General features: G+C 65.3%; 25 protein-coding genes. 10 read left to right on the forward strand and 15 right to left on the reverse strand.

The annotated features are described in order from the left end of the window. The first annotated feature begins 2 nt into the window (after positions 1-2). Both thrB and rnhA read left to right on the forward strand, forming a co-directional pair. Positions 3-980, forward strand: coding sequence for a homoserine kinase (thrB, locus tag F4U95_RS11215; protein ID WP_150425737.1), 978 nt, complete (start codon positions 3-5; stop codon positions 978-980). Further along, positions 977-1,423 (forward strand): ribonuclease HI, encoded by a 447-nt coding sequence (gene rnhA, locus F4U95_RS11220; RefSeq protein ID WP_120250653.1) that lies wholly within the window; start codon positions 977-979, stop codon positions 1,421-1,423. The genes thrB and rnhA overlap by 4 nt, the downstream gene beginning before the upstream one ends. Positions 1,424-1,432: 9 nt before the next feature. Here rnhA and F4U95_RS11225 read toward each other — a convergent pair whose 3' ends face one another. Together F4U95_RS11225 and F4U95_RS11230 are read right to left on the reverse strand one after the other, a co-directional pair. Further along, a complete protein-coding gene (locus F4U95_RS11225) occupies positions 1,433-2,224 on the reverse strand; it encodes a nucleotidyltransferase family protein (protein WP_150425738.1) in 792 nt (263 codons plus the stop codon). Positions 2,225-2,264: 40 nt separating this feature from the next. Next, complete coding sequence (locus F4U95_RS11230; protein ID WP_484588291.1) at positions 2,265-3,797, reverse strand: peptidoglycan DD-metalloendopeptidase family protein; 1,533 nt, start codon at positions 3,795-3,797, stop codon at positions 2,265-2,267. Positions 3,798-4,024: 227 nt separating this feature from the next. Here F4U95_RS11230 and F4U95_RS11235 point away from each other — a divergent pair, with 227 nt between their 5' ends. From F4U95_RS11235 to F4U95_RS11265, 7 genes are all read left to right on the forward strand, one after another. After that, positions 4,025-6,850, forward strand: a complete 2,826-nt coding sequence (locus F4U95_RS11235; protein WP_211363980.1) for a helicase-related protein — start codon at positions 4,025-4,027, stop codon at positions 6,848-6,850. Continuing rightward, positions 6,843-7,139 (forward strand): RNA-binding S4 domain-containing protein, encoded by a 297-nt coding sequence (locus tag F4U95_RS11240; RefSeq protein WP_150425739.1) that lies wholly within the window; start codon positions 6,843-6,845, stop codon positions 7,137-7,139. The genes F4U95_RS11235 and F4U95_RS11240 overlap by 8 nt, the downstream gene beginning before the upstream one ends. Before the next feature lie 70 nt (positions 7,140-7,209). Next, complete coding sequence (locus F4U95_RS11245; RefSeq protein ID WP_120250656.1) at positions 7,210-7,464, forward strand: antitoxin; 255 nt, start codon at positions 7,210-7,212, stop codon at positions 7,462-7,464. Beyond that, positions 7,461-7,772, forward strand: coding sequence for a type II toxin-antitoxin system RelE/ParE family toxin (locus F4U95_RS11250; RefSeq protein ID WP_197716403.1), 312 nt, complete (start codon positions 7,461-7,463; stop codon positions 7,770-7,772). Before F4U95_RS11245 ends, F4U95_RS11250 begins: the two co-directional genes overlap by 4 nt. A gap of 152 nt (positions 7,773-7,924) precedes the next feature. Further along, complete coding sequence (gene fdxA, locus F4U95_RS11255; protein WP_120250657.1) at positions 7,925-8,263, forward strand: ferredoxin FdxA; 339 nt, start codon at positions 7,925-7,927, stop codon at positions 8,261-8,263. A 243-nt stretch (positions 8,264-8,506) separates the two neighbouring features. Further along, positions 8,507-9,034: a CarD family transcriptional regulator gene (locus F4U95_RS11260; protein WP_120250658.1), complete on the forward strand. Its 528-nt coding sequence runs from the start codon at positions 8,507-8,509 to the stop codon at positions 9,032-9,034. Positions 9,035-9,160: 126 nt separating this feature from the next. Beyond that, positions 9,161-10,318, forward strand: coding sequence for a pyridoxal phosphate-dependent aminotransferase (locus tag F4U95_RS11265; protein WP_150425816.1), 1,158 nt, complete (start codon positions 9,161-9,163; stop codon positions 10,316-10,318). A 174-nt stretch (positions 10,319-10,492) separates the two neighbouring features. Here F4U95_RS11265 and F4U95_RS11270 read toward each other — a convergent pair whose 3' ends face one another. The 10 genes from F4U95_RS11270 to F4U95_RS11315 form a co-directional block, all read right to left on the reverse strand. Continuing rightward, a complete protein-coding gene (locus tag F4U95_RS11270; RefSeq protein WP_150425740.1) occupies positions 10,493-10,750 on the reverse strand; it encodes a hypothetical protein in 258 nt (85 codons plus the stop codon). Between the two features lie 80 nt (positions 10,751-10,830). After that, positions 10,831-11,334 (reverse strand): asparaginase domain-containing protein, encoded by a 504-nt coding sequence (locus tag F4U95_RS11275; RefSeq protein ID WP_150425741.1) that lies wholly within the window; start codon positions 11,332-11,334, stop codon positions 10,831-10,833. 61 nt (positions 11,335-11,395) lie between these two features. Then, positions 11,396-12,223, reverse strand: a complete 828-nt coding sequence (gene proC, locus F4U95_RS11280) for a pyrroline-5-carboxylate reductase (protein WP_150425742.1) — start codon at positions 12,221-12,223, stop codon at positions 11,396-11,398. A gap of 5 nt (positions 12,224-12,228) precedes the next feature. After that, positions 12,229-12,735: a type III secretion system chaperone family protein gene (locus tag F4U95_RS11285; RefSeq protein ID WP_120250662.1), complete on the reverse strand. Its 507-nt coding sequence runs from the start codon at positions 12,733-12,735 to the stop codon at positions 12,229-12,231. Positions 12,736-12,777: 42 nt separating this feature from the next. Beyond that, complete coding sequence (locus F4U95_RS11290; RefSeq protein ID WP_120250663.1) at positions 12,778-13,068, reverse strand: accessory factor UbiK family protein; 291 nt, start codon at positions 13,066-13,068, stop codon at positions 12,778-12,780. A 44-nt stretch (positions 13,069-13,112) separates the two neighbouring features. After that, positions 13,113-13,661, reverse strand: a complete 549-nt coding sequence (locus F4U95_RS11295) for a TspO/MBR family protein (protein WP_120250664.1) — start codon at positions 13,659-13,661, stop codon at positions 13,113-13,115. Between the two features lie 24 nt (positions 13,662-13,685). Continuing rightward, on the reverse strand, positions 13,686-16,790 hold the full coding sequence (locus F4U95_RS11300) for an efflux RND transporter permease subunit (RefSeq protein ID WP_150425743.1): 3,105 nt from the start codon (positions 16,788-16,790) through the stop codon (positions 13,686-13,688). Then, positions 16,790-17,851 (reverse strand): efflux RND transporter periplasmic adaptor subunit, encoded by a 1,062-nt coding sequence (locus F4U95_RS11305; protein ID WP_150425744.1) that lies wholly within the window; start codon positions 17,849-17,851, stop codon positions 16,790-16,792. The genes F4U95_RS11300 and F4U95_RS11305 overlap by 1 nt, the downstream gene beginning before the upstream one ends. A 96-nt stretch (positions 17,852-17,947) precedes the next feature. Further along, positions 17,948-18,685: a TlyA family RNA methyltransferase gene (locus F4U95_RS11310; protein WP_150425745.1), complete on the reverse strand. Its 738-nt coding sequence runs from the start codon at positions 18,683-18,685 to the stop codon at positions 17,948-17,950. After that, positions 18,685-20,730, reverse strand: a complete 2,046-nt coding sequence (locus F4U95_RS11315) for a protein-disulfide reductase DsbD family protein (protein ID WP_150425746.1) — start codon at positions 20,728-20,730, stop codon at positions 18,685-18,687. Before F4U95_RS11315 ends, F4U95_RS11310 begins: the two co-directional genes overlap by 1 nt. Positions 20,731-20,807: 77 nt before the next feature. Between F4U95_RS11315 and F4U95_RS11320 the strand changes: the two genes are divergently transcribed. After that, positions 20,808-22,481, forward strand: a complete 1,674-nt coding sequence (locus F4U95_RS11320) for an alkaline phosphatase family protein (RefSeq protein WP_150425747.1) — start codon at positions 20,808-20,810, stop codon at positions 22,479-22,481. 171 nt (positions 22,482-22,652) lie between these two features. On the opposite strand, the gene epsC is transcribed toward F4U95_RS11320, so the two are convergent. The 3 genes from epsC to F4U95_RS11335 form a co-directional block, all read right to left on the reverse strand. After that, on the reverse strand, positions 22,653-23,660 hold the full coding sequence (gene epsC / locus F4U95_RS11325) for a serine O-acetyltransferase EpsC (protein WP_246171567.1): 1,008 nt from the start codon (positions 23,658-23,660) through the stop codon (positions 22,653-22,655). A 107-nt stretch (positions 23,661-23,767) separates the two neighbouring features. Then, complete coding sequence (locus tag F4U95_RS11330; protein WP_120250671.1) at positions 23,768-25,081, reverse strand: ATP-binding protein; 1,314 nt, start codon at positions 25,079-25,081, stop codon at positions 23,768-23,770. Next, positions 25,078-25,788: a response regulator gene (locus F4U95_RS11335; RefSeq protein ID WP_056683259.1), complete on the reverse strand. Its 711-nt coding sequence runs from the start codon at positions 25,786-25,788 to the stop codon at positions 25,078-25,080. Before F4U95_RS11335 ends, F4U95_RS11330 begins: the two co-directional genes overlap by 4 nt. Positions 25,789-25,815 lie beyond the last annotated feature (27 nt).

Here is a 25,815-nt window from a genome sequence, read left to right on the forward strand (position 1 = left end):
TAATGGCCGTCTATACCCACGTCCCTGCCGAAGAGATCGACGCCTTCCTCACCCGTTATGACGCCGGCCATCTGGTATCGGCCAAGGGCATTGCCGAAGGGGTGGAGAACAGCAATTATCTGCTGGAAACCACCGGCGCCGACGGGCGCGGCCATCGCTATATCCTGACGCTCTATGAAAAGCGGGTGGATGAGGCGGACCTGCCCTTCTTCATGGACCTGCTCGACCATCTGGGCGCGCGCGGATGCCTCGTCCCGCGCTTCATCGCCGATCGGGAGGGCAAGCGGCTCCAGCAATTGTCGGGTCGCCCCGCTTGCCTGATCGAGTTCCTGACCGGCATCAGCGTCACCGAGCCGACCGCCGGGCAGGCACGCGCGGCCGGCGTGGCGCTGGGGGAATTGCACAAGGCAGCGCAGGGCTTTGCCGGCGAACGGCGCAATGCGCTCGACAAGGCCGGCTGGCACGCGCTGGCGGCCAAATGCGGCGAGGATTTCGACCAGATCGAACCCGGCCTTGGCGCCCGTGTCGCGGCGGAACTGGCCTTTCTCGACGCCCATTGGCCGGCCGACCTGCCCCGCAGCGTCATCCACGCCGATCTTTTCCCCGACAATGTGCTGATGCTGGGCGACGAGGTGACGGGCCTCATCGACTTCTATTTCAGCTGCACCGACATTCGGGCCTATGATCTGGCCGTCACGCACAGCGCCTGGTGCTTCAGCAATGATGGCGCGATCTGGCATGGGGAACGGGCAGCGGCGATGGGCGAAGGCTATATGCAGGCCCATGGCCTGAGGGACGCCGAACGCGCCGCCTTCCCCATCCTGTGCCGGGGCGCGGCTTTGCGATTCCTTCTGACCCGCGCCTATGACTGGATCAATACGCCCGCCGACGCGCTGGTGACGCGGAAAGACCCGCTGGCCTATCTGCGCCGGCTGGATTTCTATGCCAAGGCCGACCCCGCGGAGTTGCTGGGCGCATGACCGACCTTCCCAAAGTGGAGATTTTCACCGACGGTGCGTGCAAGGGCAATCCCGGCCCCGGCGGCTGGGGCGCCGTGCTGCGCTTTGGCGACAAGGAGAAGGACATCTCCGGCGGCGAAGCGCAGACGACCAACAACCGCATGGAAATGATGGCGGCGGTCGAGGCGCTCAATATGCTGAAAAAACCGTGCCAGGTGACGCTTTACACCGACAGCAAATATGTGATGGACGGCATCACCAAATGGGTGTTCGGCTGGCAGAAGAAGGGCTGGCGGACCGCCGACAACAAGCCGGTCAAGAATGTCGAAATCTGGCAATTGCTGCTGAAGGCCGCCGCCCCGCACAAGGTGACGTGGCAATGGGTGAAGGGCCATGCCGGCCACCCGGAAAATGAACGCGCCGACGCGCTGGCCTGCGCGGCAGCGGAGAGTTTCCGGAAATAAGGCGACCGGTCAGCGCTGCAGGATCGCCTCGATCAGCATCACATCTTCGGGCTTGTCGGCGTCGATACAGGCTTCCGGGCTGTCCATCGCGACCAGCCGCGCGACAAGGCCGAACTTGCGGCCGATCCGCGCCATCCCGCTCCGCAGCGTCAGGATGCGTAGCAATGCGCCGAGCAGCGCAAACGGGCCGAAGGCGGCCAGGATTTTCCAGCCCTTCTTGCGGTCCTGCTCCACCTCCTGCCACAGGCTGACGATCGCGCCGGCCTTGTCGCTGCCGAACCAGAAGATGTTCGCGCCCGACCACCAGCCGTCACGGAATTTGAGCCAGGTGCGGCGCGACTGCGGATAGCGCGCCAGCAGAGTCGCCCGCTCCACCATGGCGACCGCGACGTCCGCGCCGCTCGCTTCCGCCACGAACTGGTCCAGCATGGCGCGATCGAGCAGCACATGGTCGGCCGTGGTCATCAAAATCGGGAACGGAACATCGCCCCCCTCCAGCAGCGCCAGCAGCGAAGAGGCGATGCCCTGCCCGCCCTTTTCGAAGCGCACGCGCGGATGGTCGGCCAGCCAGGCGGTGGCGGGATCGGCGGCGAACAGGTCGGCGCGCTGGGTCAGGATCACCACCTGCCCGATCGCGGGATGATCCAGCAGCGCGCGCGCCGGGCGATTGATCATCGGCTCGCCACCCACCGGGACGAGCGGCTTGACCGCCACGCCGGCGGCCTGCGCCAAAGGATCGGGAATGGGACGCGCGCCCGCGAGCAGGATGGCGGTGACTGCGGCGGGGAGAGGAGAGGTCATCGCCGCGCGTTAGCGGAGCCACCCCGTGGCGGAAAGGGACTTATTTGCCCGAAGCCACGGGAGCGGCCGGAGTCTTTTGTGCAAAACTGTCGTGCAGGCCGACACGCAGCCCCTGATATTGCGCCAGTCGCGCGCGGAAGGCGGACAGTTCCGCGCCGGCCAGCTGCGCCGTCGTGGTGAACTTCACCGACAGCGGATTGACCGTCGCGCCATTGCGATACAGCTCATAATGGAGATGCGGCCCGGTCGACAGGCCGGTCGATCCGACATAGCCGATCACCTGACCGCGCCGCACCCGCTGACCCGGTGCCGCTGCGATGCGGCTCATATGGGCATAGCCGGTGGCCAGGCCGCCGCCATGCTGGATGCGGACATAATTGCCATGGCCGCCATGCCGCCCGGCAAAGGCGACCACGCCGTCGGTCACGGCATAGATGGGGGAACCGTAGCGCGCCGCGAAATCGATGCCGGCGTGCATGCGGGTATAGCCCAATATCGGGTGACGCCGCTGGCCATAGCCCGACGACATGCGCCCGGCGACCGGGGCCGACAAGACGCCGCGCCGTTCGCCCACGCCCGACGCCTCGAACCATTCGGTGCGGCCTTCCTTCGTCCATTTCAGCATGTCGACGGACTTGCCGCGCGATCGCCGGAGGCCGGCATAGAGGAGGTCGCCCACCTCCACATCGCCGGTTTCGGCGCGGCGATATTCGGTGACGATGTCGTAGCGGTCGCCCGCGCCGATGCCGCCCAGATCGACCTGCCCCGCGATGACGCGCAGGAAGGCCTGGACCGCCTTGGGCGGCGCACCGGCCGCGCGGGCCGAGCGATAGATGCTGTCTCCGACCACGCCCTGAATGCGCAGCGGCGTATTGTCGACGCGGATGGGGATGCGCCTGACCGACAACACACCGCCTGCGCGCGTCAGTTCCAGATTGAGGTCGAGCCGGGCGCGGAAGGCCAGCTTGTCGAGCGGACGCGGCCGGTCGCGACTGGTGCGACGGCCCAATAGGATGTCGAGCCGCGTGCCGGGCTTCACGCCCTCGCTCATGTCGCCGCCGACCATCGCGGTCACGGTGGCGACGTCACCGCCGCTGACCCCGGCGCGCGACAAGGCGCGGGCCAGCGTATCGCTGCTGCCGATCTGGGCACTGAGTTCGATCTGCGGCCGCTCCGGCGTCTCGCGCAACGGCTGCACCGCGTCGGTCGCGCCCATGTGCCGCCCGCTGTCCGCGCCGAGCGCGAGCGGGGTCATCATCTGGCTGCGCACCTCGTCATAATGCGCGTCGCTCAGACGAGCGCCGGGCAGACCCGGAATCGGCTGAAAGGAAGGCGAGAGATAAAGCGCCGTGGCGCAGAGGCCGAAACAGGTGGCGAGGCCCCGGAACCAGGTGAGGCTGCCGACCCGTTCGGCAAGGTCGGGAACCAGATCGACCTCATCCGCCCAGTCGCGCAGGCGCGTGCGCCAGTCGCGGGATTGCGGCGCGACACCGGCGCGCGCGAGGGAATCGGCCATCCACAGCGACATCGACGCGCCGCCCTGTTGCGATCCCAACTGGCTTTCCTGAAACAAACCCGCGACCCCAAAGGCATTTTTATCATTGCTGCGCCGGCAACGTCCCCCGCGCCATGCGTGGGCGGGACTGTTGTGAACGCATAGGGTTAAAGTCAAATAAAGACGTTCGCATGACCGATGACGGTGCGACGAACCGTGCAGACGGCCGGACAGGATCGGCGATTGCGGATGGAACCGCAAAACCCCTTGCTACCCGCCCGGTCCTGCCCGACATAGCGATCATCATGGCCCAGTTCGCCCGTTCCCCCATCACCGCTGTCCTCGGTCCGACCAACACCGGCAAGACCCACCTCGCCGTGGAGCGCATGTGCGGCCATTCGAGCGGCATGATGGGCTTTCCGCTGCGCCTGCTGGCGCGCGAAGTCTATGACCGGGTGGTCGCGATCAAGGGGCCGCAATTGGTCGCTCTCATCACCGGCGAGGAAAAGATCGTGCCGCCGGCCGCGCGCTATTTCCTCTGCACCGCCGAATCCATGCCGCTCAGCGGTGGCAGGGAAACCGGGATCAAGGAGGATTTCGCCTTCGTCGCGCTGGACGAGGCGCAACTGGGGTCGGACCCGGAACGCGGCCATATCTTCACCGACCGGCTGCTGCGCGCGCGCGGCCGGGAAGAGACGATGATCCTGGGGTCCGCCAGCATCAGCCGGGTCGTGAAAGCCCTGGTGCCCGATATCGAAATCATCGGCCGGCCGCGCTTTTCCACTCTGTCCTATGCCGGCGCGAAGAAGCTGTCGCGCCTGCCCAAGCGATCCGCCATCGTCGCCTTCTCCGCCGAAGAGGTCTATGCCGTGGCCGAAATGCTGCGCCGTTTCCGGGGCGGCGCGGCGGTGGTGATGGGCGCGCTCAGCCCCCGCACCCGCAATTCGCAGGTGCAGATGTTTTTAAATGGGGAAGTCGACTATCTGGTCGCGACCGATGCGATCGGCATGGGGTTGAACCTGGACGTCGCCCATGTCGCCTTCGCCTCCCTGCGCAAATATGATGGCCGTCGCAGCCGCCGCCTGACCGTCAGCGAAATGGCGCAGATCGCCGGGCGCGCGGGCCGTCATCACAAGGACGGCACGTTCGGCAGTCTGGGCGGCGAGGATGGCGACGCCGCCTTCACGCCCGAAGAGATCGAAGCGATCGAAGCACATCGCTTCCCGCCGATCGAACAGCTTTTCTGGCGCAACGGCACGCCGAATACCGACCGGCTGGAGCATCTTCTGGCCGATCTGGAGCAGAAGCCGCAGCGCCCCGAACTGCGCGCCGCGCCCGAAGCCGTGGACCTCGCCGTGCTGCGCCGCATGGCCGACGATCCGCTCGTGATCGAGCGGGTCAAGGGCAAGCGGCAGGTCGAACGGCTGTGGAGTGCCTGCGGCCTGCCCGACTTCCAGAAGCTGGGCGCGGACCATCATGGCCGCACCGTCAGCCGCATCTGGCAGTTTCTGTCCGAAGGCATGGGCCACATTCCGCGCGACTGGTTCGCCCAGAATCTGGCCCGGCTCGATTCGGTGCAGGGCGATATCGACACGTTGTCGGGCCGAATCGCAGCCGCGCGCACCTGGTCCTATATCGCGCATCGCCCCGACTGGCTCGCCCATCCGGTCGAAATGGCGGAGCGCACCCGCGCGCTGGAGGAAAAGCTGTCCGATGCGCTCCACGCCGCGCTGACGCAGCGTTTCGTCGATCGGCGCACCTCCGTCCTGCTGCGCGATATCGGGCAGAATGCGAGCAACCTGCCGGTCACGGTGGAGCCGGATGGGAGCGTCTGTGTCGATGGCGAGACGATCGGAAAACTTGACGGCTTCCGATTCTCGGTCGATCCCGCTACGCGACATCAGGATCGAAAGATGTTGCTGGCGGCCGCGGAACGGCGCCTTGGAAAGGTATTACGAGTGAAGGCTGAAGAATTGGTGGGCGCAGCGGATACGGATTTCGCGCTCATGGACGAAGCAGGACAGGCACCGGGCATCGCCTGGGGCGAAACGCCGGTGGCGTCGCTGCTGGCGGGATCAAGCCTGCTGGCTCCGGAAATTCGGCTGGATCGCGCGCTACTTAGCCTGGGTCAGGATGTGCAGAAGCAGGTCGCGACCCGCCTCGCCGCCTGGGTCGAGGCGCAGAAGCAGAAGCATCTCCTCCCCCTCGTCAAGATGAGCGAGAGCGCATCCGATCCGGAAGTCCCGGCGGTCGTGCGCGCCGTCTTTGCGCAGCTTGGCGATGCCGGCGGCGTGATCGCGCGCACCGATCTCGATTCGGCGCTCGGCCATCTCGACAAGGATCAGCGCCATCTGCTGCGCAAGGCGGGCATCGATATCGGCGTGCTCGACATTTATCATCCCGGCCTGCTGAAGCCCGGCGCGGCGCGCTGGCGCTCGGCGCTGTTGGCGGCCCGCATCGCCAAGCCGTGCCTGCCGCTGCCCGGCCCCGGCCTGACGCTGATACCGGCGGGCGAGAAGTTCGAACAGATGGGTGCGCGCATCGCCGGCTTCCGTGGCTTCGGCGACCAGATGCTGCGCATCGACATGGCCGAACGCATGGCCCGCTCGGCGCATGAGGCTATCGCCAAGAACGAAGCCTTCACGCACACCAGCCCGCAGATCGTGTCGCTGGGCCTCTCCGAACCCTCCTTCCTGCAACTGATGCGCCTTGCCGGATTCCGTCCGGTCACGCCGCCGGCACCGGCAGCGGTCGAAGAGGCTCCGGCAGAGGCCGCCGAAGCGACGGCTGAGGGCGTGGACGCCGTGGAAGCGGTGGAAGGCGCATCCGAAGCGCAGCCGGCGCCCGCCGCTGGCGCCAACTGGGCGTTCAGGGGCCGGCAGAAGCCGCGTGGCGATCGTCCGCAAAATGGCCGCCCGCATCAGGGTCAACAGGCTCGCAACCAGCAGCCCCGAGACGGCAAGGACGGCGGCAAGGATGGTGGCAGGCCTGGCGGCGGCAATCGTCGTTCCGACAAGGATGGTCGCCCGCCCCGCGCCGGCTCGGCCCGCCCCGCCTCGCCCGGCAGCACGCCGGCGCCTGCCAATAACGCCTTTGCCGGTCTGGCGGACCTGCTCGGCCGCAATGGCTGACCCGGTGTCCGGCATCGGCCATGGGCCGACGCTGCGCATCGACAAATATCTGTGGTTCGTCCGGCTGTGCTCCAGCCGGTCGAACGCGCAGAAATTGGCGGAGGATGGCCATATCCGCCTGAACGGTCGCCGAATCGACCGTGCCCATTCGCCGGTGCGGACGGGCGACCTGATCACCTTCCCCCATTTCGACAAGGTGCGCGTCGTCCGCGTCGTCGCCCTGCCGTCACGGCGCGGCCCCGCGCCGGAAGCCCAGGCCTGCTACGAGGAACTGACGGTCGGCGGATGAACCGCCATAATGCCTGCTGCCCAAGCCTGAAATTTATGATAAGGCGCATTTCCGCAAGCGAGATACTGCTATGAGCCGCCTGACGATCGACATGACTGAACAGCAGCATGAAAGTCTCAAAGCGTCGGCCGCCTTGCACGGCAAGACGATGAAGGAATATGCGCTGGAAAAGCTTTTCTCCGATCAGGTTGATGGGGTTGACGCTTTGGATGAATTGAAGGCTCTGCTCGGCGCGCGGATAGCGGAGGGCTTGGACGGCCATATCGCGACGGTAAGCGCTGCAGACATTGTCGAGAATGCCTTACGCAGGGCACGCCACGCTTGATCCCTGCCTATGTCCTGACGGCAACGGCAGAGACAGAGCTACAGGACATTATCGCTTATACATATGATCGCTGGGGCGAGGATCAGGCACGCGCCTATGCTAACACGCTACTTGGTAGCATGACGGCATTGGCAGCCGGTCACGAGCGCTATCGGGATTTAGCGGACCTGCATCCCGGCTTACGCACGGCAAAGTCCGGTCGGCATCATATCTTCTGCCTTGTCCGGGTCGATGCCCCTGCTCTTGTCATCGCCATTTTGCATGAACGGATGGACCTGATGATGCGCCTTAACGAACGGCTGACATGATCGCCCGATTTACTTGGCGCAGTGCATCGCAAAATTGCGAGTCGTTCGCACGAAACCGTCCCTAAAGCCCTGACAACAATATCCTCATTGACCTTCGCGCGTGTGGGGCATAGCAGGGCCGCGCTTTTTCCAATCCTACGAGTGCCCAGACAATGACCTATGTCGTGACCGACAATTGCATCCGCTGCAAATATATGGATTGCGTCGAGGTCTGCCCCGTCGACTGTTTCTACGAGGGCGAGAATATGCTGGTCATCAACCCGAACGAGTGCATCGACTGCGGCGTGTGCGAACCGGAATGCCCGGCCGAAGCGATCCTGCCCGATACCGAGAACGGCCTTGAAAAATGGCTGGAGCTTAACACCAAATTTTCCGCCGAATGGCCGAACATCACGGTGAAGGGCGAAGCCCCCGCCGACGCCGACGAAATGAGCGGCGTGGAGAACAAGCTGGAGAAGTTCTTCTCCCCCGAACCGGGCGAAGGCAGCTAAGCCCGGCGCTCCAGCGTCCCATGTTGCGCCACAGGAACGGCACCACCCCCAGACATTGTGTCCGGGGGTGGTAATTTTGTTACGAATCTGCTAAATAGGTCCGCGACGGTCGGATGTTCCCTATCATCCGGCTCTGGAGAATACGCTTCATGTCTTGACGGTGGCGCCGTGGACCCCTCGGCATTTGTCTCGCGCATCTGCCCCGCGACGGCCCGTTCCCCGGTTGAATTGGAAAGGTATCAAATGGCTGCCAAGGCGCTGTCCTTTGACGTTGGTGATTATGTCGTTTATCCCAAGCATGGCGTGGGCCGTGTAATCGAGCTTCAGAAGGAGCAGATTGCGGGCATGGAACTGGAGCTGTACGTGCTCCGCTTCGAAAAGGAGCGCATGACGCTCCGCGTGCCGACCAACAAGGCCGAAGGCGTGGGCATGCGCAAGCTGTCCTCCAACAAGACCCTCGAAGAATCGATGGAAACGCTCAAGGGCAAGCCCAAGGTGAAGCGCACCATGTGGTCGCGCCGTGCCCAGGAATATGAAGCGAAGATCAATTCGGGCGACCTGGTGTCGATCGCCGAAGTGACGCGCGACCTGTTCCGTGCCGACGACCAGCCCGAGCAGAGCTATTCGGAACGCCAGATCTTCGAAGCGGCATCCAGCCGCCTCGCCCGCGAACTGGCGGCGATGGAAGAGACGGACGAGCCGACCGCGCTCAAGAAGATCCTGCGCATCCTCAATGAGGCTGCACCCAAGCATGTGAAGGTCGAAGGCTGATCCCCTTCCCCTCTTCCGAACGATGAAAAGGGCGTCCGGCAACGGGCGCCCTTTCTCTTTGGACGCTGCGGAAAAGCCATCCTCGTCCGTTTCCTCCCCTGTAGGTAATGACAGGGGAATGATATGATGCACGACCAGTCGGACGCACGGCAGGATCTTCTAGAACGTGGCTATTCCCGGCGACAGGCCGCCCGTATCATGGGCGTGCTGGGCGCGGGTGTTGCGGCGGCCAGCGCCGGCACGCCGCTCTGGGCGCAGCGCAACGATGGCCCGGACGAAGGCAATTTCCCCAAGGTTCGCATCGGCTCCAACGAATGCTGGACCGGCCCTTTCCCCGTCGCACAGGCCGAAGCGGCCAAGATCATCGGCCATGCCAATTTCTACCATCCCGGCACCGAAGTCACCGATTTCAAAAAGACGCTCGCCACGATCGAAGGCGTGCCCGCCGACCATATCCTGCCCTGGCCCGGCTCCAGCGATCCGCTCTCGCGCATCGTCGTGGCCTTCTGCTCGCCCAAGAAAGGTCTGGTGACGGCGGACGTCAGCTATGAACAGCCCTGGGGCACGGCCGAATGGGCCGGCGCGAAAGTGACCAAGGTGCCGCTGACCAGCGACTATCGCCATGACGTGAAGGCGATGCTGGCCGCCGATCCGCAGGCAGGCCTCTATTATGTCTGCTCGCCCAACAACCCGACCGGCACGATCACGCCGATCGCGGACATCGAATGGCTGGTCGCCAACAAGCCGGCCGGATCGGTCGTGCTGGTGGACGAGGCCTATCTCCACTTCTCCCATGCAAAGTCCGCCGCCTATCTGGCCGCCAAGCGCGACGATGTGGTCGTGCTGCGCACCTTCTCCAAGCTGTTCGGCATGGCGGGCATGCGGCTGGGCGCGACCATCGCGTCGCCGGCGTTGCATGAGCAGCTGATGCGTTATGACGGCAAGCGCATGTCGACCAATCTGCCGCTGCCCTCGGTCGTGTGCGGCACGGTAGCCCTGACGCAAAAGGCGCTTATCGAACAGCGTCGTGCCGAAATGATCGCTGCGCGCGACTATACGTTCGCGCATCTCAAGAAGCGCGGGATCAAGTTCATTCCGTCGGACGCCAACATGTTCATGGTCGATTGGGGCAAGCCGGCCAAGGGCGTGCAAGATCAGTTCATGGCGGCAGGTGTCGGCATCGGCCGCAACTGGGCACCCTGGCCCACTATGTCGCGCGTGACCGTCGGCTCCATGGCCGACATGCAGGCCTTCTGCGCCGCGCTCGACAAGATCATGGTCTGATATCGGCGAAGGGGCTGGTGAACAAACCAAAGGTTCGCCAGCCCCTTCTGCATTAACGCCTATTGCGTTCGGGCCGAGCCTGTCGAAGCCCTGCTTTTCTTTACTGACAGCCGACAAGCAGACTAGCCCTTCGACAAGCTCAGGCTGAACGGCTGTTGTGAAGGGCTTGGGAGGCTAGTCCTTCTTCACCGCGCCGGCGGCGTCCTTGGCCGCGTCACCGACATCGCTGGCGGCATCGCCCACCTGCTGCGCCGCGGTCGACACCGCATTATCCTTGCTCGTCTGGCTGCTGATCAGGAAGAAGGCGGCCACCGCCACCACGACCACCAGCAGCAGGATCGCGATGGTCGTGCCACTGCCACCGCTGCGCTTTTCGATGATGGTCGTGTGCGTCACAGGACGCTCCTGATAATCGGACCGATTATCGGTCATGTCTTGCTCCTCCTCGTCATGCCACCCGCCCGTTTCAATGCCGGGCGGGGGATGTTGTTCCGGGAACGAGACGGTCGCGATCAGTCCTGCGTCGGGACGAAGGCGCCCTTGGCGCGATCCTTCACCACCTTGTCCGCGCGAAATACGGACCCGCTCATGGTGATGTAGACGCCCGGCTGTGCCACCTGCGCCGTGGCGAAGGCCATGCCGAGGTTGAAGCTGGCGTCGCTCTCGCCGAAGCGCGCGGGGGCCAGCGCGCCGACCAGCACGATGGTCTTGCCCTCGATGCCAGCCAGTTCCTTGGCGGTGTCGGTCATCGTGTCGGTGCCATGGGTGATGACGATATGCTTTTCGCGCGCGGCGGCGACGCGCGCGACGATCAGCGCCCGGTCCGTCTCGTCCAGTTCCAGACTGTCCTTGCGCGTCACTTCCTCGATGCGGAAGGGGCGCTTGACCCGCGCGACCTCAAGCAGCTTGGCCATCACCGTTTCGCCAACCTGATAGTCCGACAGGGCATCGAAATAGACCTTGTCGATGGTCCCACCGGTGGTGAGCAGCAGGATCGGGGTTTCAGGCGACAACATGGGCGACTCCAAGGTAATTTGGGCGCGCCTTACCGTAAAAGCGGCTTGCCCGGAACCTTGCTTATTCCCCGCGCGCCATCGCTTCACCGCGATCGCGGGCGGCGGCCAGCGTATCGGTCAGCAGCGCCAGCAGCCGGTCGTCGGCGTCCAGCACATTGAGGCCCTGGCGCGTCATGCCGCCGGGGCTGGCGACCTGATCGGCGAGCGTGGAGGGGCTGACAGCGGCGCGGGCGGCCATGTTCGCCGATCCCTGCACAGTGGCCAGCGCCATGCGCGCGGCCTGATCGGCAGGGATGCCGATCGCTTCGCCCGCGCGGGCCAGCGTATCGACGAAGCGGAACAGGAAGGCCGGGCCGCAACCAGACAGCGCCGTCACCTGATTGAACAAAGCTTCATCGGCGATCCATTCGACCAGCCCCAAAGGCTGGATCAGCGCGCCGATGGCATCGCGGGCGGCGGAATCGGTGGCGTCGTCGCTGAACAGCGCCGTCACGCCCTCGCCCAGCCCCACCGGCAGGTTGGGCATGGCGCGCACGATATCACGGGCCGCGGGAAAGCGGCTGCGCAATTCGGCCAGCGTCGTGCCGGCCAGGATCGACACGATCCGCGTATCGGCCGCGCAAAGCGGCGCCAGCGCGTCGGCGACATCGGCAATCTGATAGGGTTTCATGCCCAGCAGCACGGTCGTGCCGGCGGGCAGTGCGGCCGGATAATCTGTCACCACCGCGACGCCATCGGCCACCGGCTTGCCGCTGGGACGCAGCACGGTGACGCGGGCAGGCTCTAGCCCTTCGCTCAGCCAGCGGGACAGCATCTGCCCCGCCATATTGCCGCAGCCGACAAGGAACAGGTGATTGGGGAACAGATGATCGGGCCAGATGGCAGTCATGCAGGTCAGGCCTCGCCGCGGGTTTCGATCAGGCTGGCGGAGATCGCCTCGGATGGCGACTTGCCGCCCCACAGGACGAACTGAAACACCGGATAGAAGCGCTCGCACTCGTCGATCGCGGTTTCGACCAGCAATTGCGCCTGATCCAGCGTCAGCGTGCCGCCGGCGCCGAGCAGCGCGCCGTGCCGGAAAAGGATGATGCCGCTGGACGACCACAGCTCGAAATGGCCGAGCCACAGCTGTTCGTTGATCAGGCCCAGCGTCTCATAGATGGTGCCGCGCTTCTCTTCGCTGACGCGAATGTCGGGCAGCGCCAGCAGTTGCAGCACCTGATCTTCGTCGCGCCAGATGCCGCGCAGCTCATATTGCGCCCACGACCCCTGAGTATTGGCGACGATCTCGTCCTCGCCGACCTGCTCGTAGCTCCAGCCGTGCGCCTCGAAATAGGCGGCCAGCATGTCGATCGGCGCGGCTTCCCCACCGCCATGTTCGAATTCGTCACTATCCATCATCGGCGCGCCTTATCACCGCATGCGGCGAAAGGACAGACGGGATCAATCTGCCTTGGGCTTGGCGGCCTTGACGCTCTTCGTCACCGGTTCGGTCGTCTTGCCTTCCAGCGCGTCGAGACGGGCCTTGAGCAGTTCGACCTCTTCGCGCGCAGCGGCGGCGACGGCCTTGACCGCGTCAAACTCCTCACGCGACACGAATTCCATGCCGCCGATCCATTCCTTCGCCCGCTCGCGCGCGTTGGATTCGAATTCGCGCGTCACGCCGGCCACGGTGCCGGCAGCGCCATTCACCAGCTTGGCCAGATCGTCGAAGAAGCGGTTTTCGCTCTGCATTGGTCAAATCCTCTGTGCGGCGCGCAAGGAAGCGCGCCTGTAAATCATATCTGGGTTCTGAGCGCCGGGGCCACAAGGGTCGCCGCGTCGGGGTTCAGGCGGCCGATCTCATAGTTGAGGAAGGAGGCGAAGGCCAGCCATGCCAGATAGGGCAGCAACAACACGCCGGCAAAGCGCCGAATCCGCCAGAAAAAGGCGGTCGTTACGGCCACAAATACGAACAGGATCAGGATCAGCGCCAGCGCGCTACCGACCTGATGCGCGCGAAAGAAAAGCGGCGACCAGCAGAGGTTGAGCAGCAATTGCACCAGGAACAGGGCGATCGCCCCGCCCCGCCCCTGCGCGCCCCGCGCATGCAGCACGATGGCAAAGGCCAGCGCCATGAAGACGTAGAGTATGGTCCAGGCGACGCCGAAGGCCCAGCCCGGCGGCATCAAGGCGGGCTTGTCCAGCGCGTCGAACCAGCGATTGCCATAGCCGCTATTGGCAAGACGCCCGGACATGAAGCCGAGGAAGACGATAGCGGGCACCGTAACCAGCGCCCAGCGCAGATAGGCAAGACGCAACTGACCGGGCGACGCAATCTCGTTCATCGGCAACGCAGCTCCAAAAAGCCATTATTCAGCGGGTTCCGGCGAATCCTTGAGCGCCGAATCCAGCTTTCGACTGACGGTTTGCGGAGAAACCGTCCGCTTGGCAACGCGGGAATAGAAGATCGGAATGAGGAAAAGCGTGATGAGCGTCGCCAGGCTGACGCCGAACACCACGACGGTGCCGATCGAGTGCCGCGCGGCCGCCCCTGCCCCGCCGCGAATGACCAGCGGCACCGCACCGATGACGGTCGCGATGGAGGTCATCAGGATCGGGCGCAGGCGGCGTTTGGCGGCTTCGCGAATGGCCTGCGCAACCTCCATCCCCTCGTCGCGCAGCTGGTTGGCGAACTCGACGATCAGGATGCCATTCTTGGCCGCCAGGCCCACCAGCATGACGATGCCGATCTGGCTGTAGAGGTTGATCGACCCGCCCATGATCGCCAGACCCAACGCACCGCCCGCCACGGCCAGCGGCACGGTGGCGATGATGACGCCGGGATGGATGAAGCTTTCGAACTGCGCGGCCAGCAGCAGATAGACGATCAGGATGGTGAGGCCGAAGACCAGCCAGATCGACCCGCCGGTTTCGCGCAGCGACTGGCTTTCGCCGCGATAGCCGATGGCCAGCACTTCGGGCGACTGACGCGCCTGATCCTCCAGGAAGGTCAGCGCCTGCCCCAGAGAGGTGCCGGGCGCCAGCGCGGCGGTCAGGGTGATGGCGCGCAGCTTGTTGTAGCGGTTGAGCTGACGCGGGCCAGCGACTTCGCGCACCGTGACCAGCGCGGACAGCGGCACCAGCGCGCCGGTCCGGGAGCGGACGTTGATCCGCTCCAGATCGGCCACGGTCCGGCGGCCGTCCTCCTCCGCCTGCACCAGCACGCGATATTCCTCGCCCCGGTCGACATAGGTGCCGACGCGGCGGGAACCGAGCAGGCTTTGCAGCGCCTGGCTGACATCATTCACCGATACGCCCAGATCGCCGGCACGGGCCAGATTGGCCTCGATCCGCATCTGCGGCTTGGTTTCCTTATAATCGCTGTCGACGTTGATGAGGCCCGGATAATCGGCCGCCGCCGCCATGATCCGGTCGCGCGCGGCGACCAGCCCTTCATAGGTGGAGCCAGCGAGCACGATATTGACCGGCAGGCCGCGCCCGCGCCCCAGCCCCGATCGCGGCGCCGCATTGCCGCGCACGCCCGCCTGATCGGCGATCACCTTGTTCACGATGGTCGCGACTTCCGACGTGGTGATGGTGCGGTCTTCCCATGGCCGCAGGAAGGCGATGACGTTACCGCCATTATAATCGTCGGTCGCGCCGAAGCCCGACGGGGTGCGGATGACCAGATTCTGGAGCGTGCCGTCCTTGCGCAGGAAGGCCAGATCATCTTCGATCTTCTTCATATAGGCCATCATGCGGGCAAAGCCGGTGCCTTCGGGCGCGCTGATCTGCGCTTCCACCACGCCGGTATCCTCGGCGGGGGCCAGTTCGCTCGGCAGACGGGTGAAGAAGAAGCCGGCCACGCCCAGGAAGAGGACAACGCCCAGCAGCGGCAGCAACGGCTTGCGCAAGGCGCCGTCCAGCCAGCGGGCATAGCCATGTTCCAGCCGCTGGAACCGATCGTCGATCCAGCGCGCAAACCGCCCGCGCTCGGCCGTCTTGAGCAGCTTGGAACACATCATCGGCGCCAAGCTCAAGGAGATGAAGCCGGAAAAGGCGATGGCCGCGATCATGGCGATGGCGAGTTCGCGGAACAGCAGGCCGGTCTGGCCAGCGAGGAACATCACCGGCACGAACACGGCGCAGACGACCAAGGTGGTCGAAATGATGGCGAAGCCCACCTGCCGGGTGCCCAGATAAGCGGCGACCAGCGGATCGTCGCCCTGCTCGATGCGATGATAGACATTTTCCAGCACGACGATGGCATCGTCCACCACCAGACCGATCGCCAGCACGAAGGCGAGCAGGGTCAGCAGGTTGATCGACAGGCCGAGCAGCCACATCACGGCGCAGGTTGCAAGCAGGCAGATCGGCACCGTCACGGCCGGGATGATCGTCGCGCGCACCGACCCCAGGAACAGGAAGATGACGAGGATGACGAGCAATGCCGCCTCGATCAGCGTGTCGTAGACATTGGCGATGGCGCGTTCGATGAACAGGGATTCGTCGGTGCCGATGGCGACGCGCATCCCCTGCGGCAGGGTCGGCTCCAGTTCCTTGATCAGCGCCTTCGCCTTTTGCGCGACGGCCAGCGTGTTGGCGCCCGACTGGCGGATGATGCCGATGCCGATCGCGGTGCCCTGGTTCGACCGGAAGCTGGTATAGGGGTTCTCCGCCCCTTCCTCGATCCGGGCGACATCGCCCAGACGCACCTGATAACCGTCGGTGCCGCGTCCCACGACCAGCCCGGAAAATTCCGCCGGCGTGGCGAAGGGCCGTTCGACGCGCAACGTCTGGTTCTGATCCTTCGATTCGAACCGGCCGGCGGGCAGTTCCACATTCTGGCTGCGCAGCGCCGCTTCCACATCGGCCGGGGTCAGGCCGAAAGCGGCCAGCTTTTCCGCGTTGAACCAGATGCGGGTCGAGGGCCGCGCTTCGCCGCTGATGTTGACGCGCGCGACGCCGTCGATGGCGGCGAAACGGTCGGCGACATTGCGGTCGAGATAGTCGCTGATCTGGATCGCGGTCCAGCCGGGACGGGAGAAAGCGAGAAAGAGGATGGCGCGCGCGTCGGAATCCACCTTGCGAATTTCGGGCGCCAGCGCGTCTTCGGGCAAATCCTCCACCACCGAACCGACACGATCGCGCACGTCATTGGCGGCGGTGTCGATGTCGCGGGATGGATCGAATTCGATATTGATGTTGGACGTGCCGTCCTGCGACGTGGAGGTGATGGTCTGGATGCCCTGCACCCCCGCGACCGCATCCTCGATCAGCTGGGTGATGCGGCTTTCCACCACGGAGGCTGCCGCGCCGGTATAGCTGGTTTCGACCGACACGATCGGCGGATCGGTATCGGGATATTCGCGGACCGACAGGCTCATCCAGCCGACGACGCCGACGATGCAGAGCAGCACCGCGACGACCGCGGCGAAGACCGGGCGACGGACGGAAAGATCGGACAGCTGCATCAGCGCGCGCCCTTGCCCGATCCGTCCTTGGGCTTTGCATCATTTTTGTCGCCGGCCAGCCGCACGGTGACGCCGTCGGTCAGTTTGACAACGCCTTCGGTCACGACCTTCTGACCCGGCTTCACCCCGCTTAATATTTCGACCCGGCCGTCCTGCCGGATGCCGGTGCCGACCTTGGTCCGCTTGGCCGTGCGATCTTCGACGATGAAGACGAAGCGTTCGTCGCCGTCACCCACGACCGACAGTTCGGGCACGGACAGCGACTGGCGCTGACGGGCCATCACGCTGACGGTCAGCAACATGCCGGGCTTCAACGCCTTGTCGGGGTTGGGCAGGATCGCGCGCACCTTCACCGCGCGGGTGGCGGGGTCGATGACCGGGTCGATCGTGGCAATGGTGCCGTTGAACGGCCGGTCGGGCCAGGCGGCGGACACGGCCTTGATCGGCATGCCGGTGCGGATCATCGCCAGCCGGGTTTCGGGGATGGTAAAATCCAGCTTGATCCGGCTGATGTCGCTGACCGTGGCGATCGCCGTGCCGGCCGTCACGATCGCGCCGGGCGATACGGTGCGCAGCGACACCCACCCGTCGAAGGGCGCACGGATCACCCGGTCGCCGATCGAGGCGCGCGCCAGTTGCGCATTGGCGCGGGCGGCATTGGAGAGCGCGACCTGCTGTTCCAGCGTGGCGCCGGTGGCAAAACCGCGATCCTTGAGCGACTGTATGCGCTGCAGTTGCTGGCCGGCCTGAAGCGCAGTTGCCTCTGCAGAGGCGAGTTCGGCCTGTTCCTGACCCACCGCGAGACGCGCGATCACCTGCCCCTTGGCGACGAAACCGCCATCGGCGAAGTTCAGCGCCTCGATCCGTTCCGTCACCGGCGCGGACAGCACGACCTGTTCATTGGCTAGTGCGGTACCGACCGCCTCCAGATCGTCGGTAAAGCTGGTGGCCGCGATTGGCTGGATTTCCACCAGCGGAACGGCGCGCGGCTTCTGCTGCTTCTCGCCGCTGCAACCGGCAAGACAAAGGGCGGTGAGAATGACAGGCAAATAAGGGCGCATGGCGGAGGGCTATCGGGCCTTTCGGGGCGACACAATGGGAAGCTTTGTCGCAATATGTATCAGTATATGTCGGGGCAGAGAACGAAGCTGAACCCGTTATCCACCAAGCCGGGCGTGGAGAAGAAATTCCACATTGCCCTGCGGTCCGGTAATCGGACTTTGCGTCAGTCCCGCGACGGTCCAGCCCTGCGCCACGACCCAGTCCTGCACCTCCGCGCAGACGCGCTCATGCACGGCGGGATCGCGGATCACGCCATTCTTGCCAACCTCTTCCCGCCGCGCCTCGAACTGCGGCTTGATCAGCGCGACCATCTGCGCGCCGGGCTTGGCGAAACCGATCGGTTTTTCCAGCACCTTGGCCAGGCTGATGAAGCTGGCGTCGCACACGATGATGTCCACCGGCTCGGGGATATGGGCGTCGGTCAGGATGCGGGCGCTGGTCTGTTCATGCACGATGACGCGATCGTCGGAGCGCAGCTTCCACGCCAGCTGGTTGGTGCCGCTGTCGACGGCATAGACTTTCGTCGCACCGCCCGTCAGCAGCACGTCGGTAAATCCGCCGGTCGAGGAACCGACGTCGATGGCGACGAAGCCGGTGACGTCGATCCCAAATTCCACGATCGCATGAGCCAGCTTGATGCCGCCGCGCGATACCCAGGGATGATCGCGGCCGCGCACGTCCAGCTCTGCATCGGCCGGGACCTGCTGCCCGGCCTTCTCCACCTTCTTGTCGCCCAGGAAGACGAGGCCGGCGAGGATGAGCGCCTGCGCACGGGCGCGGCTTTCAGCCAGGCCATTGTCGACGAGCAACTGGTCGGCGCGCACCTTCGCCATCAGCGCACCAGCGCAGTCAGAGTGGCGGGGGTCAGCAATTGCGGCAGGGTCTGCGCCTCCTTGCCCGGCGCATAATAGAGATAGAGCGGCACGCCCGAGCGCCCCTGGCTTTCCAGAAAGCGGGTGATGGCGGGATCGGCATTGGTCCAGTCACCGACCATGACGGTCACCCCGGCCTTGTCGAAGGCGGCGCGGGTTTCAGCCCGGTCGATGGCGGCGGCCTCGTTCGCCTTGCAGGTCAGGCACCAGTCGGCGGTGAAATAGAGGAAGACCGGTTTGTTGGCAGCGCGCAGTTCGGCGAGTTTCGAGACAGCGAAAGAGACAGTGGAATCGCCTGTTTTCGCGACGGCCGGCGCGCTGGTCGGCAGGGCGTAGGCGGCGCCCGCCAGGATCGCCAAACCGGCGATGGCGGCAATCAGGCCCCCGCCCTTGCCCTGCCGCTGGCGACTGCCCAGTCCCCAGAGCAGCAGCGCCAGCAGCAGCGCCGCCGACAAGCCGATGGTCATGCCCGGCACGCCGCGCTGCTGCCCGAGCAGCCAGGCGAGGCCCAGCGCGGTCAGGAACATGGGAATGGCCAGGCATTTCTGGAACATACCCATCCATCCGCCGGGCTTGGGCAATCGCTTGCGAAGTGCCGGCACATAAGCGAGCAGCAGAAATGGCAGCGCAAGGCCAAGGCCCAGCCCCGCGAACACCGCCAGCGCGGCGGGCAAGGGCAGCAGCAGCGCCGCGCCCATCGCCGCTGCCATGAACGGCCCGGTGCAGGGCGTCGCGACGAAGGCGACCAGCGCGCCGGTCCAGAAGGAACCGGCCACGCCGCCCTTCCCCACCAGGCCTTCGCCACCGCCATAAGCGCGCAACTCGAACAGGCCGGCAAGGTTGAAGGCGATCCCCGTCACCAGCAGCAGCAGCGCGAGGATGATGCGCGGATCCTGCAACTGGAACGCCCAGCCGACCGCCCCACCCGCCGCGCGCAACGCCAGCAACAGGCCGCCCAGCGCAAGGCAGGTTAAGATGATGCCGGCGGTGTAGGCCAGCGCCTCCCGCCGGACGGTGCGTTCGTCACCGCCGGCCTTGGCCAGCTTCATGGCTTTAAGGCCCAGGATCGGGAAGACGCAGGGCATGATGTTGAGCAGCAGCCCGCCCAGCAGTGCGCCGCCCAGCGCAGCGAAGATCGCGCCCCATTGGCCGCCGTCCGATGCGCCACCTGCAACATCGCCCGGCTTGGCCGTCAGCAAGAAGCCGACATGGTCGCCGGTCCGCAAGACCGCCTGAACGGTGTCGGCTTTGGCGCCATCGGCCGCGTCGGTTTCCAGCAGCAGTTGATCGCCCTGCCGCGTCACCGTCTGCGGGGCGGCGTTGCGGATCAATCCTTCGGCCAGCGCAAAAAGATGCACGTCGCGCGCCTGCGCACTCGCCGGGAAGGGGACGGACAGGCGCAGCTTGCCGTCCTTGATCGCAAAGGTGGCCTCCGACCCCAGCGGGCGCGGCAAATGGGTGCGCCAGCCATCGAAGCGCGCGCGCGTTGCCGTCACGACCTGACCGTCACCGACCGTCAGTTCCAGCGTCAGGTCGCCGCCTTCGGGCACGCACACCTTGTCGGTGCAGGCCAGCCATTGCGCCGACGCCTTCACCGGCAGGCGCGTGCCGGATGCCATGCCAGCCGCGACCTTCAGGTCCGCCAATATCGCATAGGGGCCTTCATAGACATGGTTCATCAGGCCCGAGATCAGCAAAGTTTCGGGCACCGGATAGCGCAAGGCGCCGACGGTCACGCCCTTGGGCAGAGTCCAGTCCACGGTCATGCCCAGGCCCGCGTCGCCGGGATTTTCCCAATAGCCGTGCCAGCCCCGTTCGGGCACCATCGCAAAGGCGATGGTCGTGCCCTCGCCCGCCTTTGGCACCGCGCTTTCCGCCACCAGCGTGGCGGCGATATGCGCCGCACCGCCGCCGAAGGCGCTTTGCGCCGTTGCAGTGGGAGCATGGGCGGTGGACAGGCCTGCCAACAGGGCAAGCGTCATGAATATGACTTGAAAAATCCGCATCGGGCCTCTGGTCGGTCAGGTGCAAGGGGGCTAGGTCGCTCCCCATCCGCCGTCAAGGCATGAGAAGGTCATAGAATATGTTGAAACGAGTCGCCGCCGCCCTGTTGCTTGCTACCGCCATGGCGCCCGTCACGCCCGTCGTGGCACAAAGCCCGGCGCCCGCGCCCACCGCAACCCCCGCGCCTGCGACTCCGCCCAAGCTGATCGTCGCGATCAGCGTCGACCAGTTTTCCGCCGATCTGTTCAGCGAATATCGCCAATATTATACGGGCGGCCTCAAGCGCCTGACCAGCGAAGGCGCCGTCTTCCCGCGCGGCTATCAAAGCCATGCCGCGACCGAAACCTGCCCCGGCCATTCCACCATCCTGACCGGCAGCCGCCCGTCGCGCACGGGCATCATCGCCAATAACTGGTTCGACCTTGGCACCAAACGCGAAGACAAGAACGTCTATTGCGCCGAGGATGAGAGCCAGCCGGGCACCGACAGCGACCATTATGAAGCATCGCCGCTGCATCTGAAGGTGCCGACTCTGGGCGGTCGCATGAAGATCGCCAATCCCGCCACGCGTGTCGTGTCAGTATCCGGCAAGGACCGCGCCGCCATCATGATGGGCGGGCCGACCGCCGACCAGGCCTGGTGGCTCAGCCCCAAGGGCTATGTCAGCTACAAGGGCGTGTCGGTTCCGCCGCTGGTGGCCAAGGTGAATGATGTTTTCGCCCAGCGGCTGGCGCAGCCCAATGCCGGGTTCGAACTGCCCGCCCAGTGCGTGTCGAAGGATTTCGCGGTGCAGGCGGGCAATCGCTCCGTCGGCACCGGCCGCTTCGCGCGGCAGGCGGGCGACTATAATGGTTTCCGTATCTCGCCGGAGCAGGATGCGCTGACGCTGGCCTTCGCCGCCGCCGCGATCGACAGCATGAGCCTGGGCAAGCAGGCGCAGACCGATATCATTTCGATCGGCCTGTCGGCGACCGACTATGTCGGCCACACCTACGGCACGGAAGGCACCGAAAGCTGCATTCAGGTCGACCGGCTGGACCGCGAACTGGGCGCCTTCTTCGACAAGCTGGACAAGGATGGCATCGACTATGTCGTCGTGCTGACCGCAGACCATGGCGGCCATGACCTGCCCGAACGGCACCAGCTGAACGCGATGCCGATGGAACAGCGCGTGGACAAGGCGCTGACGCCCAAGGCGCTGAACGCGACCATCGCCGACAAGGTCGGCATGACCGGCAAGAAGGTCATCTGGGGCGACGGGCCGGCCGGCGATCTCTATTTCGACAAAGGGCTGACCACCGCCCAGCGGGCCAAGGTGGAGGCTGCGACGCTGACCTATCTGCGCGCCCATCCGCAGGTGCAGACCGTCTTTACCAAGGCGGAAATCGCCGCCACCCCCTCCCCTTCCGGCCCGCCCGAAAGCTGGAGCCTGATCCAGGAAGCGCGCGCCAGCTTCTACCCCACGCGGTCAGGCGACCTGCTGCTGCTGCTCAAGCCGCGTGTCATGTCGATCCCGGAAAGCGCCGTGATGGGCGCGGTCGCCACCCATGGTTCGCCCTGGGACACGGATCGTCGCGTGCCGATCCTGTTCTGGCGCAAGGGGATGCAACATTTCGAACAGCCGCTGGGCGTCGAGACGGTCGATATCCTGCCGACGCTGGCCGCGCTCATCAAGCTGCCGGTGCCCAAGGATGAGATTGACGGCCGCTGTCTGGACCTGATCGCGGGCGATGGGGATAGCTGCGCGCAGTAAGGAGCGTTAACCGACAGCCATATTGTTCCCCCTCCCGTTTACGGGAGGGGGTTAGGGGGTGGGCAGGACGTCGCGATTGCCCACCCCGCTGCGACTAACGCGCTACGCGCGCAAGTCTCGCTACCCCTCCCGCGAGCGGGAGGGGAATAGCCTACCACCCACATCCGACCTTCAGATATTCTCCCCGAACCCGTCCGTCGCTTCCTCGACCAAAGCGTGTACGCGGTGGGGGGCGGATACCTGGACGCGGCTGGTCACTTCATACTGCGCCTTGGCCTGGCGGACGTTGGAGTCGGCGGGCACGCTGTCGGTCAGCCAGACATTGCCGCCGATGACCGATCGGCTGCCCACGATGATCCGCCCCAGCACCGTCGCGCCGGCGTAGATCACCACATCATCCTCGATGATCGGATGGCGCGGCAGGGCCTTTTCCAGATGGCCCTTCTCGTCCGCCGGAAAGCTGCGCGCGCCCAGCGTCACACCCTGATAGAGGCGCACCCGCGCGCCCACGATCGCCGTTTCGCCGATCACCACGCCGGTCCCATGGTCGATGAAGAAGGATGGGCCGATCTTGGCGCCGGGATGGATGTCGATCCCGGTCTTGCCATGGGCGATTTCCGACACGATCCGCGCCACCAACGGCGCGCCCAGTTCATAGAGGCGATGCGCCAGCCGGTGATGGATGATCGCCAGCATGGACGGGTAGCAGATCAGCACCTCGTCCACGCTGCGCGCAGCCGGATCGTCCAGAAAGGCCGCGTCGACATCGGTGTCGAGCAAGGTGCGCAGCGCCGGCAGGCCGTCGGCAAAGGCCGATATGATCCGCGCTGCTTCCTTGTCTACGGCCTCGACCGGCTGCCCCTTCAGCGCGTAAATCTGCTCCAGCCGGATCTGGCCATGGAGGCGGCTGAGGACGGTTTGCAGCGTTTCGGCGACATAGGCGTCCTCATTATGCAGGCGCACATAGCCGGGGCCGAGCCGCAGCGGGAAGAGTGCGCCGCAGAGCGACTGAGTGATCTTCGCCATATTGTCGCGCGAGGGGAAGCCTTCCGCGCCATATTCGGCATGATGCTGTTGCGATTGCCGCCAGCGGCTCCGCGCGTCGCTCAATTCGGCGACCAGCCTGTCCACGTCCCAATACCCCTCGACGATGCGATCGTCGTCCTGTCCGTCTGCCATTATATCCGCCTTCATGCGCTTATTGCCGGGGGCATAGCGTGGTGACGGGGACAGGGATAAACGAGTTTTGCTTGGGGCCGAACAGATTCTCTTTTGTCGGCGCGCGCCTAACGCGGCAGGTACAGGCAGATTTCGGCGCGCAAGCCGCCTTCGGGCCGGTTGGCGAGGATGAACTGGCCGCCCTCCGCCGTCACCGCCTTCTGCACGATGGCAAGGCCAAGGCCCAGCCCGCGCGTGTTGCGCTGGCGCGCATCGTCCAGGCGGGAAAAGGGCCGCAACACTTCCTCCAGCCGCTCGCGCGGGATGCCGGGGCCGTCATCATCGACACGAATCAGCACCTCATTGCCCTTGCGCTCCAGCGAGACGCGGGCGCGATCGCCATAATGGAGCGCATTCTCGATCAGGTTGCGTACGGCCCGGCGCAGCGACAGGCCGCGCACTTCCATTTCCAGATGGTCCGGACCATTATAGTCCACATCCTGATCATGATCCTGGAACGCATCGACGATGGTGGCGATGCTGACGGCGATGTCGGTGCGGACCGGCGGCTCGGGATCCTTCTCCCCGCCCAGGAAGGCAAGCAGCGATTCCAGCATCGCGCCCATTTCCTCCAGGTCGCCGCCCATGGCGTGCTGTACTTCGGGATCTTTCACCAGCTCCAGCCGCAATTGCAGCCGGGCGAGCGGCGTGCGCAAATCATGGCCGACTGCCGCCAGCGTTTCCGTCCGCTCGTCGATCAGGCGATGCATGCGCGCCTGCATGGCGTTGAAGGCGGTGATGAGGTTGCGCACATCGTTGGTGCCCGCTTCGGGCACGATCACTTCGGAACCACGACCGATCCGGTGCGTCGCATGGGTCAGGTCGCGCAACGGCGCCAGCGTCCGGCGGATCAGCAGCAGGCCCGCCAACAGCAACGCCAATACCGGGATCAGCGCCAACCCCAGCCGGCCGATGGTGAAGGCCCATTTGCCGCCGCTATGGTGCATGCCGAAATAGAGCCAGCTGCCATCATGCAATTGCAGCCCGCCATTGATTTCCGAATGACGCCCCGGCGTCAGGCGCAGCCACAGGCCGGATTTTTCCAGGCCGGGTTCCCAGTCGATGATCTGGCGTCGCATCCGCTCCAGTTCGGGCGACAGCGGCGGCGGCGGCGGCGCGGCCGGCGACCAGTGGATATCGTAGCGATCGGTGGTCAGTTGCAGGCCCAGCGCGGGCCGCTCGCCGCGTGGCTGTTCGACCAGCAGCTTGCGCGCGATGACCAGATGTTCGGCCAGACGTCGGGCCTCGTCATCCTGCAACGACAAATGGCTGGCCCGCTCATAGACGAGCGTGCCCACCGCAAATTCCAGCGTAACGGTCAGCAGCAGGATCGCGCAGAGCCGGCCGAGCAGGCCGAGCGATCCCCTGAACTGTAGTTTCAAGCGCGGCTTACCTCTGCATTGAACATATAGCCGACGCCGCGCACGGTGGTGATCGGCGCGCCCTTGTCCTGCGTGGACAATTTCCGGCGCAGGCGGCTGACCAGTACGTCGATGCTGCGGTCGGAGCTGTCGCCCATGCGGGTGCGGGACAGTTCGATCAGCCGCTCCCGCGCGATGACGCGCTGCGGATGGCTGAGGAAGGAACCGAGCAGGTCGAATTCCGCCCCGGTCAGTTCCACGATGGCGCCGGTGGGCGAGCGCAGTTCGCGGCGGGGAAAGTTGACGCTCCAGCCGTCGAAATGGGCTTCGCTCTCCCGATGCTCGTCCGGGCCGCGCTCCACGCCGACGCGGCGCAGGATGGCGCGGATGCGGGCGATCAGCTCACGCGTGCCGAAGGGCTTGGGGAGGTAATCGTCTGCGCCCAGTTCCAGGCCGACGATGCGATCCGTCTCGCTACCCTTGGCGCTGATGAAGATGATGGGGACGTCGCTCTTGCGACGGATCTGACGGCACAGGTCAATGCCGTTGGTGCCCGGCAGCATGACGTCCAGCACGACCAGATCCACCGGGCCGGCGTCGAAGGCCACCCACATTTCCGGACCGGACGATGCGGGGCGCACCTGATAGCCATGTTCCTGAAGCGCGCGAGCGGTCAGCGTGCGCAGCGGCGGATCGTCTTCGACGAGGATGATCGACGGGGCGGTCATGAAAGCGTCAGCGCACAAAATGTCATG

It is taken from the genome of Sphingobium limneticum, from assembly GCF_008710165.1.
GTDB classification, from domain to species: domain Bacteria; phylum Pseudomonadota; class Alphaproteobacteria; order Sphingomonadales; family Sphingomonadaceae; genus Sphingobium; species Sphingobium limneticum.